At 64.4% G+C, this 16,648-nt stretch carries 15 protein-coding genes; 9 read left to right on the top strand and 6 right to left on the bottom strand.

What is annotated here, in order from left to right:
- Positions 1-54 precede the first annotated feature (54 nt).
- Together O3298_RS24155 and prpR are read right to left on the bottom strand one after the other, a co-directional pair.
- Positions 55-981, bottom strand: a complete 927-nt coding sequence (locus O3298_RS24155; protein ID WP_305060722.1) for a phytanoyl-CoA dioxygenase family protein — start codon at positions 979-981, stop codon at positions 55-57.
- Between the two features lie 25 nt (positions 982-1,006).
- The gene (prpR, locus tag O3298_RS24150; protein ID WP_305060721.1) at positions 1,007-2,644 is read right to left on the bottom strand and encodes a propionate catabolism operon regulatory protein PrpR; all 1,638 of its coding nucleotides are present in this window, start codon (positions 2,642-2,644) and stop codon (positions 1,007-1,009) included.
- Positions 2,645-2,856: 212 nt separating this feature from the next.
- Between prpR and O3298_RS24145 the strand changes: the two genes are divergently transcribed.
- Complete coding sequence (locus O3298_RS24145; protein ID WP_305060720.1) at positions 2,857-6,519, top strand: EAL domain-containing protein; 3,663 nt, start codon at positions 2,857-2,859, stop codon at positions 6,517-6,519.
- Between the two features lie 86 nt (positions 6,520-6,605).
- Here the strand turns inward: O3298_RS24145 and xth are convergent, their stop codons facing one another.
- Entirely contained in the window at positions 6,606-7,370 is a 765-nt protein-coding gene (xth, locus tag O3298_RS24140; protein WP_305060719.1) for an exodeoxyribonuclease III, read from the bottom strand.
- Between the two features lie 569 nt (positions 7,371-7,939).
- Here xth and O3298_RS24135 point away from each other — a divergent pair.
- Genes O3298_RS24135 through O3298_RS24120 form a run of 4 tightly spaced genes read left to right on the top strand, consistent with a single transcriptional unit; the run spans position 7,940 to position 9,552 of the window.
- Positions 7,940-8,311, top strand: coding sequence for a hypothetical protein (locus O3298_RS24135; protein WP_034751548.1), 372 nt, complete (start codon positions 7,940-7,942; stop codon positions 8,309-8,311).
- A gap of 10 nt (positions 8,312-8,321) precedes the next feature.
- On the top strand, positions 8,322-8,510 hold the full coding sequence (locus O3298_RS24130) for a DUF1653 domain-containing protein (protein ID WP_034782199.1): 189 nt from the start codon (positions 8,322-8,324) through the stop codon (positions 8,508-8,510).
- A gap of 33 nt (positions 8,511-8,543) precedes the next feature.
- Positions 8,544-9,014: a CreA family protein gene (locus O3298_RS24125; RefSeq protein ID WP_152251683.1), complete on the top strand. Its 471-nt coding sequence runs from the start codon at positions 8,544-8,546 to the stop codon at positions 9,012-9,014.
- Between the two features lie 10 nt (positions 9,015-9,024).
- Complete coding sequence (locus O3298_RS24120) at positions 9,025-9,552, top strand: hypothetical protein (RefSeq protein WP_305060718.1); 528 nt, start codon at positions 9,025-9,027, stop codon at positions 9,550-9,552.
- A gap of 186 nt (positions 9,553-9,738) precedes the next feature.
- Here the strand turns inward: O3298_RS24120 and O3298_RS24115 are convergent, their stop codons facing one another.
- The gene (locus O3298_RS24115) at positions 9,739-11,232 is read right to left on the bottom strand and encodes a leucyl aminopeptidase (protein WP_305060717.1); all 1,494 of its coding nucleotides are present in this window, start codon (positions 11,230-11,232) and stop codon (positions 9,739-9,741) included.
- A gap of 67 nt (positions 11,233-11,299) precedes the next feature.
- On the opposite strand from O3298_RS24115, the gene lptF reads away from it, so the two are divergent.
- The 4 genes from lptF to O3298_RS24095 are packed head-to-tail and all read left to right on the top strand — an operon-like array spanning position 11,300 to position 14,983.
- Positions 11,300-12,445 carry an LPS export ABC transporter permease LptF gene (gene lptF, locus O3298_RS24110; protein ID WP_077401100.1) on the top strand — a complete coding sequence of 382 codons (1,146 nt, stop codon included), beginning with the start codon at positions 11,300-11,302 and terminating at the stop codon, positions 12,443-12,445.
- On the top strand, positions 12,442-13,611 hold the full coding sequence (lptG, locus tag O3298_RS24105) for an LPS export ABC transporter permease LptG (protein WP_289900075.1): 1,170 nt from the start codon (positions 12,442-12,444) through the stop codon (positions 13,609-13,611). The genes lptF and lptG overlap by 4 nt, the downstream gene beginning before the upstream one ends.
- On the top strand, positions 13,611-14,018 hold the full coding sequence (locus tag O3298_RS24100; RefSeq protein WP_289918441.1) for a sirohydrochlorin chelatase: 408 nt from the start codon (positions 13,611-13,613) through the stop codon (positions 14,016-14,018). Before lptG ends, O3298_RS24100 begins: the two co-directional genes overlap by 1 nt.
- Positions 14,015-14,983, top strand: coding sequence for a Stealth CR1 domain-containing protein (locus O3298_RS24095; protein WP_305060716.1), 969 nt, complete (start codon positions 14,015-14,017; stop codon positions 14,981-14,983). The genes O3298_RS24100 and O3298_RS24095 overlap by 4 nt, the downstream gene beginning before the upstream one ends.
- On the opposite strand, the gene O3298_RS24090 is transcribed toward O3298_RS24095, so the two are convergent.
- On the bottom strand, positions 14,980-15,630 hold the full coding sequence (locus tag O3298_RS24090) for a hypothetical protein (RefSeq protein ID WP_305060715.1): 651 nt from the start codon (positions 15,628-15,630) through the stop codon (positions 14,980-14,982). The genes O3298_RS24095 and O3298_RS24090 overlap by 4 nt on opposite strands.
- A 248-nt stretch (positions 15,631-15,878) precedes the next feature.
- Complete coding sequence (gene cobA / locus O3298_RS24085) at positions 15,879-16,643, bottom strand: uroporphyrinogen-III C-methyltransferase (RefSeq protein WP_305060714.1); 765 nt, start codon at positions 16,641-16,643, stop codon at positions 15,879-15,881.
- Positions 16,644-16,648 lie beyond the last annotated feature (5 nt).

The raw sequence follows: 16,648 nt of genomic DNA, 5'->3' as shown, positions 1-16,648 counted from the left end.
GGGAACGCGCGGCCAGCGCCGCGGGATGAGCGGCGCCAGGGCAGGATGAGCGGCTCAGATCCATCCATCGTGGTCCTGGCAGTGGTCCGGATGGTAGGTCAGGTATTGCACCATGCGCGGCGCCGGGCCGCGGTTGGGCGTGGCGCAATGGGGCAGGGCCTGGTGCCAGATGATGAAATCGCCGGCCATGCCTTCGACGGGTACGGGCCGCAAGTCGTCGACGGCCCATTCGCGCGGCTGGCGCCCTGGCGGCACTTGCCGCAGCCAGCCGGCCATGCGGTGCTGGAAGCCGGGCACGCAGTGGAAGGCGCCATGCTGCGCGGGACAGTCGCTCAGGTACAGCATGCCTTGCAGCTTGAATGGAATCGGCTGCTGCAGGCTGACGTCCCAGTGCAGGGCGCTGCCGAGGAAACGGTGCTGCGGCGTTTCCGGAGCATTGAAGCTCACCTTGTCGATGCTGGCGTAGATGCCGGCGCCAGTGCCGTATAGCTGCTGGTAGGCGTGGCGGATGTGCGCGACGTGGCGGTTTTCCTCGAGGGCAGGGTGGTCGGAAAACTGCAGCATCAGGCCCCGCTTGCCCGGATGCGGCTGGTACCACGATGCCGCATCGTCCGGGCTGGCGCCCAGGTAGTCCCAGATCGCCGCCCGGGCAGCGGCGCACTGCGCGCGCGGCACGGCGCCGCGCAGCACCAGGTAGCCGTGCTCCTCGAAATGGCGCAGCTCGGCAACGGATAGCACGTCCTCGTGCGGGCTGCCGGCGTGGGCCGGGCGTGGGCGCGTGCGCGCGGCGATCCAGTCCGTGTAGGCTTGCAGGGTCGGCCGTTGCTGATACAGGAAGTGCAGCGCGTCTTCCATCGAAATGCCGCGTGCGTACAGCGCCTTGATGTCGCTGTGGTCGCGCGCCAGTCCCGGGTTGCCGCTCGCGGCGCCTTGTCCCGTGCAGCGCTGCCATAAATCGTGCAAGTGAGCCCAGTCGTCCATGGTGTTTTTTGTCTGGTTGGAAAAGTCAGCCGGCGCGCAGGCGGCGCCACAAGGTGGTACGGCTGATGCCGAGGTACTGGGCGGCGGCGTCGCGGCGCCCGCCGAAGCGCGCCAGCACGGCGCTGGCGCTTTCGTCTTCCAGGCGCGGCGCGGCCGTAGCGGTGGCGGTGGTGGTAGCCCCGGGCGGCAGCGCCGCCGTGCCGGCAGCGTTGGCCAGTTCCGGCGCCACGCCCAGCACGAAGGCGGGCGTCAGCGCCTGCAGCGGTTCGGCGGCCAGGAACAGCGCCAGGCGTTCGGCCAGGTTGCGCAGTTCGCGCACGTTGCCGGGCCAGTCGTAGCGGCGCAGCAGCGGCGCGCAAGCCTGGATTTCCGCGTGCAGGTTGGGATGCGGACGGGCGCCCAGCGCCGCCAGCGCGTTTTTCAGCGACCATTCGGCCAGGCCTGGAATGTCGCTGGCGCGTTCGCGCAAGGCGGGTAGATGCAGGCGCAGCACGGCCAGGCGGTAGAACAGGTCGGAGCGGAAGCGTCCTTCGCGGATGCGCTGTTCCAGGTCGCAGTGGGTGGCGCTGATGATGCGCACATTGATGGCGATGGGCCGCGTGCCGCCCACGCGCACCACTTCGCGCTCTTCCAGCACGCGCAGCAATCGCGTTTGCAGGGCCAGCGGCATTTCGCCGATTTCGTCGAGGAACAGGGTGCCGTGGTTGGCCGCCTCGAACAGGCCAGCATGGCCGCCCCGGCGCGCACCCGTGAAGGCGCCATCCTCGTGGCCGAACAGTTCCGATTCCAGCAGGGATTCGGCGATGGCGCCGCAATTGATGGCGATGAAGGGCCGGTTCGCGCCCAGGCTGCGCGGGCTTTCACGGTGGATCGCCTGCGCCACCAGTTCCTTGCCGCTGCCCGTCTCGCCCTGGATCAGCACCGTCGCCGGCGAGCGGGCATACAGCACCACCGACTGGCGCAGCGCTTCCATCGCTTCCGATTCGCCGCGCAAATCGTGCAGGCCGTGGCGCGCGCGCAGGGTGTCGGCCACCACCGCGCGCCGTCCGCGGTTCGATTCGATCTGGGTCAGGCGCGCCAGTTCCAGCGCGTCGTCGAAGGCGCGCCGGATGGCCGTGGCCGAATACACGAAGACGGCGGCCAGTCCCGCTTCCTCGGCCAGGTCGGTGACGAGCCCCGCGCCGACGACGGCCTTGACGCCGGCCGCCTTCAGTTCATTGATCTGCGCGCGCGCGTCTTCCTCGGTGGCGTAGGTGCGCTGCGCGATCTGGAAGCCGAAGGTGGCGGCAAATTCGGCCAGTTCCGGCATCGGATCCTGGTAGGTGACGACGCCGATGTGCGGCGAGATGCGCCGCGCGCGCGCCAGCGCCTGCATCACGTCGTAGCCGCTGGCCTTGGCGATGATGACGGGTACCGACAGCCGGCCTTTCAGGTAGGCGCCGTTCGAACCGGCGGCGATGACGGCGTCGCAGCGCTCCGTGGCCATGCGTTCGCGGATGTGGCGCACGGCGTCGTCGAAACCCAGGTTGATCGGTTCGATCGTCGCCAGGTCGTCGTATTCGAGCGTGATGTCGCGGAACAGGTCGAACAGGCGCGAGACGGAGACGGTCCAGATGACGGGTTTGTCGCGGTGGTCGAGCGGAGGTTGGGGAGGGCGGCGCATGCTTTATTCTAAACGATTTGTTTCATTTTCCAGCCATGCAACGGCCTTGCAACGGGCGTGTTGCAGGTGGTCTGTGGTGTTTCAGATATTGCCAATAAGGAATATGAAAAAACCGTGGGAAACTGGTTTATGATCTAGCAGCACCATGATGCTTGTAGGAATCCTTTTCCCAGGCGCATGTTTATCTTGTCCTTAACCGTCCCATGGTGTCCATGAACCGCGTACCGACCAGTCCCGATTTCATCGCCGATGCCTTGCAACTGATCGCCTTGCCGGCCTGCGCCTGCGATGCCTGCGGCATGGTGGTGGCGGCGAATGGCGCCTTGCAGGCCCTGCTGGGCCGGGATATCGCGGGCCGGCTGCTGGCCGACTGCTTTACGGACGCCTACCGCGCGTCGAGCACCAGCATGCTGCGCGGCGCGCTCGGTGCGGCCGGGCGCGAGCGGCACTGGGACAGCAGTCTGGAAGGGGCGGCGGGCGCCATCGCCGTGCAGGTCTGGTCCCGGCCCCTGCTGGTGGACGATGGCTTGCCCGGCGCGACCCTCGTGTTTGCCGACATTCGCGTGCAGCAGCGCGACCAGCAAGCCTTGCGCAAGACCTTGCTCGAGCAGCAGGCCATCCTGGAAAGCGCGGCCGTTGGCATCGTCTTTTCCAAAGGCGGCTTCATCGAGGAGTGCAATATCCGCGCCGCCGAGATGCTCGGCTATGCGCGCCACCAGTTGACGGGCATGCCGGGCGCGGTGCTGTACCGCTCCGCCGAGCATTGCCGCGCCCTGGGGCTGGAAGCGGCGCCGCTGCTGTCGAAGGGCAAGCCGTACCGCACCGAACTGGAATTGCGGCGCCAGGACGGCAGCTTGTTCTGGAGCCGCCTGCACGGGCGCGCCGTCGATCCCCTCAATACGCATGACGGCACGGTCTGGATCATCGAGGATATCAGCGACCACCGGCGCGATGAAGACCAGCTGCGCCGCGCCATGCTGGAAATGCAGGCCGTGATGGATAACGCGCCCCTGGCCATCGGTTTTCAGCGCGACAAGGGCGTGCTGCGCTACAACCGGCGCTTCGCCGAATGCTTCGGCTTCGATGGCGACAGCGGCGTGGGCATGGCCGTCGCCGACCTGTATCCGTCGCGCGCGGCGTATGAAAATGTCGTCAGGCAGGCGTCGCCCCTGCTGCGGCGCGGCCAGCCGTTCCAGGGCGAGATGGAGATGCGCCGCAGCGACGGTTCCACTTTCTGGGCGCTGGCGTATGGCTATGTCCTGAATCCGGAGAGCCAGACGGACCGCGGCCTGCGCGACACGATCTGGCTGTTCGACGACCGCAGCGCGCAGAAGGCGGCCGAGGAGGCGACGCGCCAGCTGATGCTGGAGCAGCAGGCTATCCTCGACAACGCCTCCGTCGGCATCCTGTTTTCCCGTTCGCGCCTGGTCCTGCGCTGCAATCCCCGCTTCGCCGAAATGTTCGGCTACGCGCAGGAGGAGATGACGGGCTTGCCCGCCGCCGAGCTGTTTCCTTCCCCCGCCGCCTACGAGGCGTTTGGCGTGCAAGCCACGCCGCTGCTGGGACAGGGCTTGCCGTACGAGCAGGATGAATCGCTGTTCCGCCGCCGCGACGGCAGCCTGTTCTGGTGCCGCATCCGCGCCAAGGCCGTCGACCAGGCGCACAGCGAACAGGGCGCCATCTGGATCCTGGAAGACGTCACGGCCAGCCGCCAGACGCAGATGGAAGTGGCGGCCATCATGACGAATGCCTCGGTGAGCATCCTGTATACCAAGAACCGCCAGATCACGCGCTATAACCTGGGCTTTGCCGCGATGTTCGGCTACAGCGGCGACGAGGCGCTGGGCTTGCCCGGGCGCGCGCTGTACGTGTCGCAGCAATCGTACGAATTGCTGGGCGCGGCGGCCTTTCCCTTCCTGTCCGTGGCCAAGCCCTTCCAGACGGAAGTGGAAATGATGCGCCGCGACGGCAGCACCTTGTGGGCGCAGCTGATCGCCTACGTCGTCAATCCCGACGATCCCGCCGCCGGCACCATCTGGATCATCGAGGACCGCACGGAAGCCAAGCGCGCCGAAGAATCCCTGCGCAACGCGCTGCTGGAAAACCAGGCCATCCTCGACAGCGCCGTGCTGGGCATCTCGGTGGTGGAGGGCGGCCACAATTTGCGCGCCAACAGCAAGATGGAAGAGCTGTTCGGCTATGGAGCGGGCGAGATCAACGGCCTGTCGGTGCAGGCCCTGTATCCCGACGTGGCCGCGTGGAAGGCGGCGCGCGGCGAGACGGCGCGCGATTTCGATGCGGGCAGGGTGCACATGTCCGAATACCAGCTGGTGCGCAAGGATGGCAGCCGCTTCTGGGCGCGCCTGTCCGGCCGGCCGTTCGACCTGGCGCATGCGCATGGCCGTTCCGTGTGGCTGGTTGACGACGTGACGGCGCGCCGCGAGGCGGCCGAGGCGGTGCGCCGCGCGCGCGACGAGCTGGAATTGCGCGTGCAGGAGCGCACGGCCGAACTGGCCGGCGCCAACCTGCTGCTGCAGGGCGAAATCGTCGAGCGGCGCCAGGCCGAGGCGCGGGTGCATCACATGGCGTACCACGACAACCTGACGGGCTTGCCGAACCGCGCGCTGCTGTCGGACCGGCTGGAGCGGGCCATGCTGGCCGCGCAGCGCTCCGGGCGCAAGCTGGCCGTGATGTTCATCGACCTGGACCGCTTCAAGACCATCAACGATTCGCTGGGCCACATGACGGGCGACCTGCTGCTCAAGGAAGTGGCCGCCCGGCTGTGCGGCGCCGTGCGCGCCAGCGACACGGTGGCGCGCCTGGGCGGCGATGAATTCGTCGTGCTGGTGCCGGGCATCCGCGGCAGCGACGAAGCGGCGCACGTGGCCGAGAAGGTCATCGAGGCGCTGACGCCCGCCTTTCCGCTCGACGGCCACGTGCTGCACGTGACGCCGTCGATCGGCATCTGCCTGTATCCGGACGATGGCGGCGATGTCGACGCGCTGATGCGCCATGCGGATGCGGCCATGTACCACGCCAAGGGCAATGGCCGCAACAACTACCAGTTCTTCACGCAGACGATGAACCAGGCGGCGGCCCTGCACTTCGACCTGGAAAGCAGCTTGCGCACGGCGCTGGCGCTGCAGCAGTTCGAGCTGTTTTACCAGCCGGTCATCGATATCGCCACGCGCCGGCTGCACGGCATGGAAGTGCTGCTGCGCTGGCGCCGTCCCGGCCACGGCCTGGTGCTGCCGGACCGCTTCATCCCCATCATGGAGGAAAACGGCTTGATCGTGCCGGTGGGCGAGTGGGTGATGCGCCAGGCGTGCGAGCAAAGCATGGCCTGGCAGCGCCAGGGCTTGCAGCCCGTGCCCTTGGCAGTGAATCTGTCGCCGCGCCAGTTCATGCACAAGGGCCTGGTGGCGGCCATCGGGACCGTGGTGCGGGAAACGGGCATCGATCCGGCGCTGCTGGAATTCGAGATCACCGAGACGGCGCTGATGCAGCACGGCGAGCATACGCTGGAGATTTTGCGGCAGATCAATGGCATGGGCTTGCGCCTGTCGATCGACGATTTCGGCACCGGCTATTCCAGCCTGGCCTACCTGAAGCGCTTCCCCGTGAAGAAGGTCAAGATCGACCGCGCCTTCATCAAGGACCTCGAACACAGCGGAGAGGACCGCGCCATCGTGGCGGCCATCATCGCGCTGGCCGACAGCCTGCAATTGTCGGCCGTGGCCGAGGGCGTGGAGACGGAAGAGCAGTTCGCCCTGCTGCAGGCGAACGGCTGCCGCTATGCGCAGGGCTATCTGTTTTCCGCGCCCGTGCCTGCCGTGAACGCGCAGGCATTGCTGGAGCGGATAGCCCTTAGTTAATCAATCGTTGCCACGACGGGCGCGTGGTCGGACGGCTGTTCCCATTTGCGGGGCGAGTGCTCCATTGTCGATGATGCGCGCCTTGTCTAGTCGATGGTGGCCACGACGGGCGCATGGTCGGACGGCTGTTCCCACTTGCGGGGCACGCGGTCGATGACGCAGGCCGTGCAGCGGGCGGCGAGGGCGGGCGAGAGCAGGATGTGGTCGATGCGCAGGCCCTTGTTCAGGCGGAAGCCCAGCTGGCGGTAATCCCACCAGCTAAACGATTTGTCGGCCTGCTCGAACAGGCGGAAGGCGTCTGTCAGGCCGAGGTCGAACAGGCGCTGCAGGGCGGCGCGTTCCTTGTCCGACACCAGTACCTGGCCGGCCCAGGCGACGGGGTCGTGCACGTCGCGGTCGTCGGGCGCGATATTGTAGTCGCCGACGACGGCCAGTTGCGGGTGCTGCTGCGCTTCTTCGGCCAGCCAGTCGTGCAGGGCTGCCAGCCAGCCCAGCTTGTATTCGTACTTGTCCGAATCGATGCTCTGGCCGTTCGGCACGTAGGCGCAGACGACACGCACGCCTTTGACGGTGGCGGCCAGGATGCGCTGCTGCGCATCTTCATAGCGCGGGTTGTTCTTCACCACGTCGGTGATCGGCAGCTTCGACAGGATGGCCACGCCGTTGTAGGTTTTCTGGCCGCTGAAGACCACCTGGTAGCCGGCCGCCTCGATTTCGGCGACGGGAAACTTGTCGTCCGTGAGCTTGGTTTCTTGCAGGCAGAGTATGTCGACCGGGTTGTCCGTCAGCCATTGCAGCACTTGCGGCAGGCGCACTTTGAGCGAATTGACGTTCCAGGTGGCGAGTTTCATGGGAAAAATCCTTGCTTGAATAGGTATCGATAGGCGCGAATCTTACCGCATGCGTGTCGCCGGCGTCCTGCGCTGCCTGGCCGGTGCGGGCTTTATTTACTTGCCGGGAAAAAGAGTGCAAATAAAATATTTATACTTAACCAATCGTGGCGCATGAATATTATGTTTTTGTGTATCATTGATCAACCCCTATGTTTGATTTGGCATAAGTGGCTGGCGCGGCAGGATGCGTCTGGCCGTTTAACGCGACAAAGGTGTAAAGTTTCTCGCTAAAACGCGATAAAAACTACTAAAATGGCACCGTGTAACAACTGTGTCATACGGCTTTGTTACAGCCAAGTTAAGAACCGAACAGGAAGCAGTTGTAATTAGTTGTAATTGCTATTCCGATTACATGACCACTGTGCCGGGGACGGAGTGTCAATTCCGTCCTTGGCGCCGCCAGACTTGTTATATAAATTGCAGTACTATATCTATGAGACTGTTTTGCGACATCAATAGATGGTACTATTTTGAAATGTTGCAGTTTTAATAGTGAGACTTGCGCGTAGCATTTGCAAAGGAAGAAAATGCGAACTGCATTTGAAGCGTGGGCGCAGCGTGACGGCCACATTGTGCGGCGAAGAGAAGACAAACCGGATGAGTACCTGATTTTCGAGACCCAGCGCCGCTGGGTTATCTGGCAGGCTGCTCTGACGCACGGCAAGACGGCTGCCAAGCCGCGCGTGAGCGCGGCCGAAAAGGCGGCGAAAGCCCAGCGCGCGCTGGAAATGTCTTCCGATGAAGCGACCGTGCGCAACAAGGTGCTCAATGAGGTGCTCGACGCCTTCAGCGGCGCCGATGGCGCGGCCGGCATGGAAGGCATACTGAAAGTGATCCAGGGCCTGAAGCAGAAGCAGAAGGCACTGGCCGACGACAAGAGCGAAGATTCCACGGCTTGAGGGGACGGCGATGCGTTATCGGCACTACAAGGGCGGCATTTATGAACTGGTGTGCGAAGCCACGCTGGAAGCGGATCTGACGCCGATGATCGTGTATCGCGCCGCCGACGGTTCCATATGGACCCGGCCGAAAGACGTGTTCTTTCAACTGATCGAAGTCGAAGGCGTTATGGTCCAGCGTTTCGCTCCCATCAACTGATGGCCGCCTGCGTGCGTGCCCGGGATACTCTTCATGCGTAAATTGCTGCCTGCCGCTCTGGTGCTGGGCTTTGCCTGCGCCACGGCGCATGCCGAAACCATCGGTTCGGTCGACACGGTGTTCAAACTGATCGGCCCTGACCACAAGATCGTCGTCGAAGCGTATGACGATCCGCGCGTCGCCGGCGTCAGTTGCTATCTGTCGCGCGCCAAGACGGGCGGCATCAAGGGCGCCGTCGGCCTGGCCGAAGACAAGGCCGATGCGGCCGTGGCGTGCCGCCAGGTGGGGCCGCTGCAATTCAAGGGCAAGCTGCCGCGCCAGGAAGAAGTGTTTACCGAGCGTGCCTCGATCTTCTTCAAGCACGTGCGCGTCGTGCGCATGGTCGACAGCAAGCGCAATGCGCTGGTCTACCTCGTGTATTCCGACCGCCTGATCGAAGGCAGTCCGAAAAACAGCGTCACCGCCGTCGCCGTGCCTGGCGACCAGCCGATTCCCGTCCGTTAAGCGAGCTCCCATGCGCGTGCCGCTGTCTGCTCCCTTTGCCGCCAGGACGCTGCTGCTGTTGGGCCTGGGCGGCTGCGCTACGCTGACGGGCAACACCGAGCAGATGGTGCTGGTGCAAACCATCCAGGACAACCGCGAGTTGACGGGCGCCGGCTGCATCCTCAGCAACGACGTGGGCAAGTGGTTCGTTACCACGCCCGGGCGCATCACCATCCGCAAGAGCCAGGAACCGCTGAAGGTCGATTGCCGCAAGCACGGTTCGCCCGCCATCGCGACGGACGACCATATCGATCCCAAGCTCAATGGCAGCGTATGGGGCAATGTCATCCTGACCCTGGGCGTCGGCTATTTCGTCGACCGCAACACGGGCGCCGGTTTCGACTACCCGTCCATTTTGACCATCGTCATGCAGGACCCCGCGCGCCTGGTACCGCCGCCCGCGCCGATTTCAGCGCCGCCGCCAGCGGCCGCCGTGCCGGAAGCGGTGGTGCAGCCGAAAGTGGCGCCATCGCCTCTGCCCAATCCCGTCGTCTACTGATTCAACTGCACATAAAAAAGCCGCCAGGGTCAGTGACCATGGCGGCTGTCTTCTTGCGTAACGACGCCGGACAAAACCGTAGCGAGCGGGAGCTAGTGGTGGCCGAGAAGCGCAGCTGTACTTTATGTACAGCGAGCATCGCCGGCCGCCAATAGCCCCGCGCAGTAGGTTTGGTCTGGCGTTCTCTTACGCGCGGTTGATCAGGAACGTCGTCAGCAGGGGGACGGGACGGCCGGTCGCGCCCTTCGAGCCGCCCGACTTCCACGCCGTGCCGGCGATGTCCAGATGCGCCCAGGTGTACTTCTTGGTGAAGTTTTCCAGGAAGGCCGCTGCCGTCACCGAGCCGCCGCCTGGCGTGCCGATGTTGGCCAGGTCGGCGAAGTTCGACTTCAGCTGCTCGTTGTACGCCTCTTCGATCGGCATGCGCCATGCCGTGTCGCTCGACTGCTTGCCTGCTGCCAGCAATTCATTGGCCAGCTGGTCATGCGCCGCATCGCTGCGCGTAAACAGGCCGCTGTTGTGGTGGCCCAGGGCCACGACGCAAGCGCCCGTCAGGGTGGCGATATCGACCACGGCTGCGGGCTTGAAGCGTTCGGCGTAGGTCAGCGCATCGCACAGCACCAGACGGCCTTCGGCGTCCGTGTTCAGCACTTCGATGGTCAGGCCGTTCATGGAGGTGACGATGTCACCCGGCTTGGTGGCGCGGCCCGACGGCATGTTTTCGCACGCGGCGATGACGCCGATGACGTTCAGCTTCAGGTTCATTTCGCCGATGGCGCGGAAGGTGCCCAGGACCGAGGCGGCGCCGCACATGTCGTACTTCATTTCATCCATGCCAGGACCGGCCTTGATCGAAATGCCGCCCGTGTCGAAGGTGATGCCCTTGCCGACCAGGACCACTGGCGCATCCTTGGCCTTGCCGCCCATGTGTTTCAGGACGATGAACTTCGGCGGCTGCTCGCTGCCGTTGGTGACGGACAGGAAGCTGCCCATTTTCAGCGCTTCGAGCTGTTTGCGGTCCAGCACTTCGACTTCGAACTTGTAATCCTTGGCCAGCTGCTTGGCCGTGTTGGCCAGGTAGGTCGGATTGGCGATGTTCGCCGGCAGGTCGCCCAAGTTGCGCGTCAGGTCGGAACCGTTGGCGATGGCGATGGCTTGCGCCAGCGCGCCGCGCGTAGCTGCCGTTGCAGGCGCCGCCAGGACGATCTTGCGCACGCCTGCCGGTGCTGGATCTTTTTTGCTTTTTTGCGAGTCGCAGCGGTATTCGCTGTCGTGGGCGGCTTGCACCACGCAACGGATTGCCCAATTTACGTCGCGCTCTTTCACTTCAGTCAGCGGTAATGCGATAATGGCGTCCGCAGCGCCCAGCGAGCCGAAGGCCTTCAGTGCGGCTTGTACGCCGGTCGTGAAGCTTTTTTCGCTGACAGCGTCATCGCTGCCCATGCCTACCAGCAGAACACGTTCGGCGGCGACGCCATCGACTGCGCGCAGCAGCAAAGTGCTGCCAGGCTTGCCGCTGATGTCGCCGGACTTCAGCGCAGCCGAAATCGCACCCTTGCTGTCCAGCGATTTTGCCGCTGGCGACAGTTTTTTGTTTTCGAATACCGCAACCGCGATGCATCCGCTTTTGGCCGTGCCGAGGGTGCTCTTGGTATCGAATGCTTTTATGCTAAAGTCCATTTGGTTCTCCGTTTTCATTTACTAGTAACGTGTTACTCAACTAACTGACCCGAATTATAAACTCCGAATGATCTTTCAACGCGCCCTTCGACGTGAATTGGCTAGTGCCGCCGGGGCCACCTTCACAGTTTTGTTCAGCATCCTGCTCACCTGGATGCTGATCGGTATTCTCGGCAAGGCGGCGGGCGGCAAGATCGCGTCGTCCGACGTCATGTCCCTGATGGTTTTTTCCGCCCTGATGCAGCTGCCCACCATCCTCATCCTCACCGGTTTCATCTCGGTGCTGATGGTCGTCACCCGCAGCTACAAGGAGTCGGAGATGGTGGTGTGGTTCGCCTCCGGCCTGAGCCTGTCGCGCTGGATCTGGCCCGTGCTCAGCTTCGGCCTGCCGCTGGTGCTGGCCACCGGCATCCTGAGCCTGTACGCCACGCCGTGGGCGCAAAAGAAGAGTGATGAATACGTGGCGCGCTTCGAGAAGCGCGAAGACCTGCAGAAAGTCACGCCTGGCCAGTTCCGCGAATCGGCCGGCAGCAACCGCATTTTCTTCGTCGAGGGCGTCAGCGGCGAGAAGACCGTGGTGCAGAACGTCTTCGTCAATACAGTCGATGAAAAAGGCAGCGCCGTCGTCGTCGTCGCCAAGGAAGGCGTGATCAATACCGACGCCAAGGGCGAACGCTTCCTGGTGCTCAAGAGCGGCCGCCGCTACCAGGGCGTGCCGACGCAGGCGGACTTCCAGACCATGGAATTCGAACAGTACATCATGCGCATCGAGAGCAAGCAGCAGGAACTGGGCGCGGAACTGGGCGTGCGCGCCATGAGCACCATGGCGCTCATCGCCGAGCCGAACCCCTACACCATGGCCGAACTGCTGTGGCGTGTCAGTGCGCCCCTGATCGGCCTGATGCTGATCCTGCTGGCCATTCCGCTGGGCTTTGTCAATCCGCGTGCCGGCAGTTCGACCAATTTGATCATCGCCCTGCTGATTTTCTTTACGTACAGCAACCTGATCAAGGTCATCGAAGCGAGCGTGAAGCAGGGCCGGCTGACATTCGGTCTGGCCTGGTGGCCGTTGCACCTGCTGGCGGCGCTGGCCGTGGTGGGGCTGTTCGCGTGGCGCCTGAATGTGAACCACCGCTATCATCCGCTGGTCTTGCTGGCGGCTTTCAAGCGCGCGCGCCGCGCCGGCAACACAAGTAAAGCGGCATCGAAATGAAGATTTTACAGCGCTATTTTGCGGTCTCGATATTCCAGGCGGTGCTGTTCGTGCTGCTGGCCTTCCTGGCACTGCAAGCCTTCATCGACCTGACGGGCGAGCTGCCCAAGGTGGGGCGCAACGGCTACACCATCCAGTATGCCTTCCTGTACGTGCTGGTGCTGGTGCCGGGACACGTGTACGAGGTGATGCCGATCGCGGCGCTGATCGGCACCATCTACACGATGGCGCAGTTTGCCGCCAGCTCCGAATTTACCATCATGCGCGCATCGAGCATGTCGACGGCGATGGCGGCCGGTTTCCTGTTCCGCATCGGTATCGTCTTCGTCGTCATCACCTTCATCTTCGGCGAGTTGATCACGCCGCGCACGGAACCGCTGGCCGAACGCCTCAAGCTGACCTCGCGCGGCGCGGCCGTGTCGAGCGAGTTTCGCTCCGGCCTGTGGACCAAGGACATGGTCAAGAGCGAGGGCTTGACGGGCACCGTCACCGGTTCGCGCTTTTTCAATGTCGGCGAAGCGCGTCCGGACGGCCAGCTGAAAAACGTCAAGCTGTATGAATTTGACACCGATATGCGTTTGCGCACCTTGACCGTGGCCAAGGGAGCTACGTATCAGGGCAATAATATCTGGCGCCTGACCGAGGTGACGGAAACGTCGTTCTCGAACAGCGCGGCCGCCTCGCCAGGCTTCGAGCCGAAGCTGGCGAACTACTATGGGCAGGAAACGAGCCTGGTGCGCACGGTGCAAAGCGCCAGCAAGGACATGACGTCGGAAGTGACGCCGAAGATCCTGACGGTGTCGGCGTCCGATCCCGAGCGCATGTCGGCCAGCGAACTGGCCGTGTACACGCGCCACCTGGCCGAGAACAAGCAGGAAACCGAGCGTTTCCGCATCGCCTTCTGGAAAAAGCTGATCGATCCGCTGGCCATTTTCGTGCTGATGGCGCTGGCGCTGCCGTTCGCCTACATGCACACGCGCAGCGGCGGCATCAGCCTGAAGATCTTCATCGGCATCATGATCGGCGTGAGCTTCATGCTGGTCAACACCCTGTTCTCGCATCTCGGGCTGCTCAGCACCTGGCCGGCCTTCCTGACGGCTGTGGCGCCGAGCGCCCTGTACCTGCTGCTGGCGCTGGGCGCCCTGTGGTGGGTGGAGCGGCACTGATGGAGACGAACGTGCAGCAGGCGCTGATCCTGTTTGCCCATGGCGCGCGCGCCGCATCGTGGGCCGCGCCCTTCGAGCGCCTGCGCGACCTGACCCAGGCGCGCATGCCGGGCACCGGCGTGCACCTGGCCTTCCTGGAACTGATGACGCCGCGCCTGCCCGAACTGGTGGCGACCCTGCTGGCCCAGCTGCCCGCCGGCGCCATCCTGGACGCCACCGTGGTGCCCGTGTTCCTGGGGCAGGGCGGGCATGTGCTGCGCGACTTGCCGCTGTTGCTGGAAGAATTGCGCCAGCAGCATCCGGCGCTGCGCCTGAAGGTGGTCGAGGCGGTGGGCGAGAACGCCAGCGTGCTTGCCGCCATCGCCGATTACTGCGTGGCGGCGCCAGGCTCCAGCCCTCTGCCTTGAGCGGCATCGACATCGTCTACCTGTGGGTGGACGGCGCCGATCCCGCCTGGCGCGCGCGCCGGCAGCAGGCATATGCCGCCTGGGCGCAGGCGCATCCCGGCCAGCTGGCCCTGCACGGCAACGTGGCGGGGCGCTACCGCGACAATGGCGAACTGCGCTACAACCTGCGCGCGCTCGAGCGCTTCTTCCCCGGCCACGGCCATGTCTACCTGCTGACGGACCGGCAAGTGCCCCGCTGGCTGCGCGCATCAAAGCGCCTGACGGTGATCGACCATGCGAGCCTGATGCCCGGCGCATCCCTGCCGGTGTTCGATTCCGGCCATATCGAATCGTATCTGCACCATATTCCGGGTCTGTCCGAGCGTTTCCTGTATCTGAACGACGACGTGTTTTTCGGCGCGCCGTTCGAACCCGCATTCTGGTTTGGCGGGGAAGGGGATGGGCGGTTGAGCGTTTTCACGGAGAGCGCGCTGCAGGATGAGCTGCAGGGCTTGCGCGCCGACGTGGCGGCGCCCGTCAATTGCGCCACCTTGTCGCGGCAATGGCTGTCGGCGCACTACGCCGATTACCGGCATGAACCGCGCCTGTATGCGCATGCGCCGCGGCCCATGCTGAAAAGCGCGCTGCATGTACTGGAAGGGTTGGCGCCGACCATGTTTGCCGGCGTGCGCGCGACGGTGTTCCGCTCGTGGCAGGTGCCGGCCTTGCTGCCCGACCTGGTGCCGCGCTGGATGGTGCATCAGGGGCTGGCGCGGGCGCGCATGCTCGACCCGCTGCATATCGCCAGCGGCGATGTGCAGGCGCCGCAGCAGCTCGAGGAGCTGGCGGCGCGTTTCGGCAGCTTGCCGTTTTTCTGTATCAACGATACCTGCGACGAGGCCGAGGACGACGACCCGCGCCTGTTGCGCGTGGCCGCTACCTTGGAGCGACTGCTGCCGCTGCCATCCTCGTTTGAACTGGGCTAGGCCAGCTTTGTCTTCGGCGCCAGGCTGATGCGGGCGGCGGCCGAGCTGTCGGACAGCGATGCGAGGAACAGCAGCAGATAGGCGCCCAGTTCGAAGACTTCCTCGCCCAGCAGCGCATAGGCGTCCGGCATGCCATGGAAGACCTTCTTGTCGAAGGGCCAGCCGGCGACCATCAGCAAGCCGCCGATGGCCGTCAGGATGGTGATGCGCATGCTGAAAATCTGCGGCGCATGGGCAAATACCTTGCGCGCGCGCGGTGCGAAAAAGATCAGCACGCGTATCAATATCAGCAATTCCACCACGCGCAGGGCTTTTTCCAGCTGCGCCCAGGCGGGCGCCGTGCCGAACTGGTCGATATCGAGTTCGCGCAACAGGAAGCCGAACAGCAGGGCGGACAAGCCGGCATGCATGAGGAAACGCAAGGATTGGCGGTCAGTCTCTTGCCAGGCGCGCGTGCCGTGCACGGTGCAGGCCAGGGCCAGGAACAGCGCCTGCAGCCATTCCAGTAAGTGGTTTTCATCGTCGATATTCGGGAATACCGTCCACAGGGCGATGGAGGCGAGCATGCTGAGCAGCACAGCGCCGGCGACGCCGGCATTGCTGCGGCTGAGCGAAGTCAGGGCTTCGCGCACGGAAGAGAAATTCATTGTTGATTGTGACGGCTCAAGTTGCGCGGCGCGGTATTGCAGCCTGCGGGCGCAGCTTTTTTCGGGGAGATTGCCGGGCGGCTCCCGTCAGCCGGGAGGCCGCGCAGCAAGCGCTATGGCGGGGCGAAGCGTGATTTTCTTGCTATCACGCAACAACTTCTCGAGAAAAGATGCGTGAGCATCGTATCATGTTTCCTCGGAAGACGTCAGTTACTGACTCTAAAGTCGGTAAAATACGGTGTGTTTATTCAAGCATGGCGCGCCAGAATAGCGACCGTTTCCTCCGTGACCTGGTGCGCGCGCGCGGCCATGGCGTCGCCCAGCATCACCAGCACGGGGCCGTGGGTGTCGCCCAGGCCATGCACCAGGGTGCTCAGCGGCAGGCGCACGATGCGCTGGTCCGGGCGGCTGCAGTTTTCAATCACCACCACCGGGGTGTCGGCACGGCGGCCCTGGGCCAGCAGGCGCTGGGCCGTGGCGATGGCTTCGCGGCCACCCATGTATTGCACCAGGGTATCGCAGTCGGGAATGCGCGTCTGGTCCGGCTCGCCCGGCGCCGTGCTGGACGTGAAAAATGCCACGCTGCGCGACACGCCCCGCTTGGTCAGCGGCTGCTGCGTGGCGGCCGCGGCCGCCAGGGCCGTGGTGATGCCGGGCACCACTTCGACGGCGATCCCCGCCTCTTCCAGCGCGCGCAATTCCTCGTCGGCGCGGCCGAACAGCATTGGGTCACCCCCTTTCAGGCGCACGACGACGGCGTGCTTGCGCGCGTTGTCGACCAGTTGCTTGTTGATGAACGCCTGCGCCGTCGACAACTGGCCGCAGCGCTTGCCGACCAGGATTTTTTGCGCCTGCGGGCACAGCTCCAGCATCTCTTCGGTGACCAGCGCGTCGTGCAGCACGACGTCCGCTTGCGCCAGCAGGCGCGCGCCGCGCAAGGTCATCAGGTCTTGCGCGCCGGGGCCGGCACCGACCAGGTAGACCTTGCCGGGGAGAGATGGGGAGCTGTTCATATGGC

Source organism: Janthinobacterium sp. SUN137 (genome assembly GCF_030587265.1).
GTDB lineage: Bacteria > Pseudomonadota > Gammaproteobacteria > Burkholderiales > Burkholderiaceae_D > Janthinobacterium > Janthinobacterium kumbetense.
The sequence above is the reverse complement of the archived record's forward strand: the minus strand, read 5'-3'. Positions and strand labels throughout refer to the sequence as shown.

Bases quoted from the DNA above. Each gene is read 5' to 3' on its own strand.
- O3298_RS24100 (WP_289918441.1), top strand. From the start codon at position 13,611: ATGGAGACGAACGTGCAGCAGGCGCTGATCCTGTTTGCCCATGGCGCG.
- O3298_RS24120 (WP_305060718.1), top strand. From the start codon at position 9,025: ATGCGCGTGCCGCTGTCTGCTCCCTTTGCCGCCAGGACGCTGCTGCTG.
- O3298_RS24145 (WP_305060720.1), top strand. From the start codon at position 2,857: ATGAACCGCGTACCGACCAGTCCCGATTTCATCGCCGATGCCTTGCAA.
- O3298_RS24115 (WP_305060717.1), bottom strand. From the start codon at position 11,232: ATGGACTTTAGCATAAAAGCATTCGATACCAAGAGCACCCTCGGCACG.
- prpR (WP_305060721.1), bottom strand. From the start codon at position 2,644: ATGCGCCGCCCTCCCCAACCTCCGCTCGACCACCGCGACAAACCCGTC.
- O3298_RS24130 (WP_034782199.1), top strand. From the start codon at position 8,322: ATGCGTTATCGGCACTACAAGGGCGGCATTTATGAACTGGTGTGCGAA.
- O3298_RS24155 (WP_305060722.1), bottom strand. From the start codon at position 981: ATGGACGACTGGGCTCACTTGCACGATTTATGGCAGCGCTGCACGGGA.
- O3298_RS24125 (WP_152251683.1), top strand. From the start codon at position 8,544: ATGCGTAAATTGCTGCCTGCCGCTCTGGTGCTGGGCTTTGCCTGCGCC.
- cobA (WP_305060714.1), bottom strand. From the start codon at position 16,643: ATGAACAGCTCCCCATCTCTCCCCGGCAAGGTCTACCTGGTCGGTGCC.
- xth (WP_305060719.1), bottom strand. From the start codon at position 7,370: ATGAAACTCGCCACCTGGAACGTCAATTCGCTCAAAGTGCGCCTGCCG.
- O3298_RS24090 (WP_305060715.1), bottom strand. From the start codon at position 15,630: ATGAATTTCTCTTCCGTGCGCGAAGCCCTGACTTCGCTCAGCCGCAGC.
- O3298_RS24135 (WP_034751548.1), top strand. From the start codon at position 7,940: ATGCGAACTGCATTTGAAGCGTGGGCGCAGCGTGACGGCCACATTGTG.
- lptG (WP_289900075.1), top strand. From the start codon at position 12,442: ATGAAGATTTTACAGCGCTATTTTGCGGTCTCGATATTCCAGGCGGTG.
- lptF (WP_077401100.1), top strand. From the start codon at position 11,300: ATGATCTTTCAACGCGCCCTTCGACGTGAATTGGCTAGTGCCGCCGGG.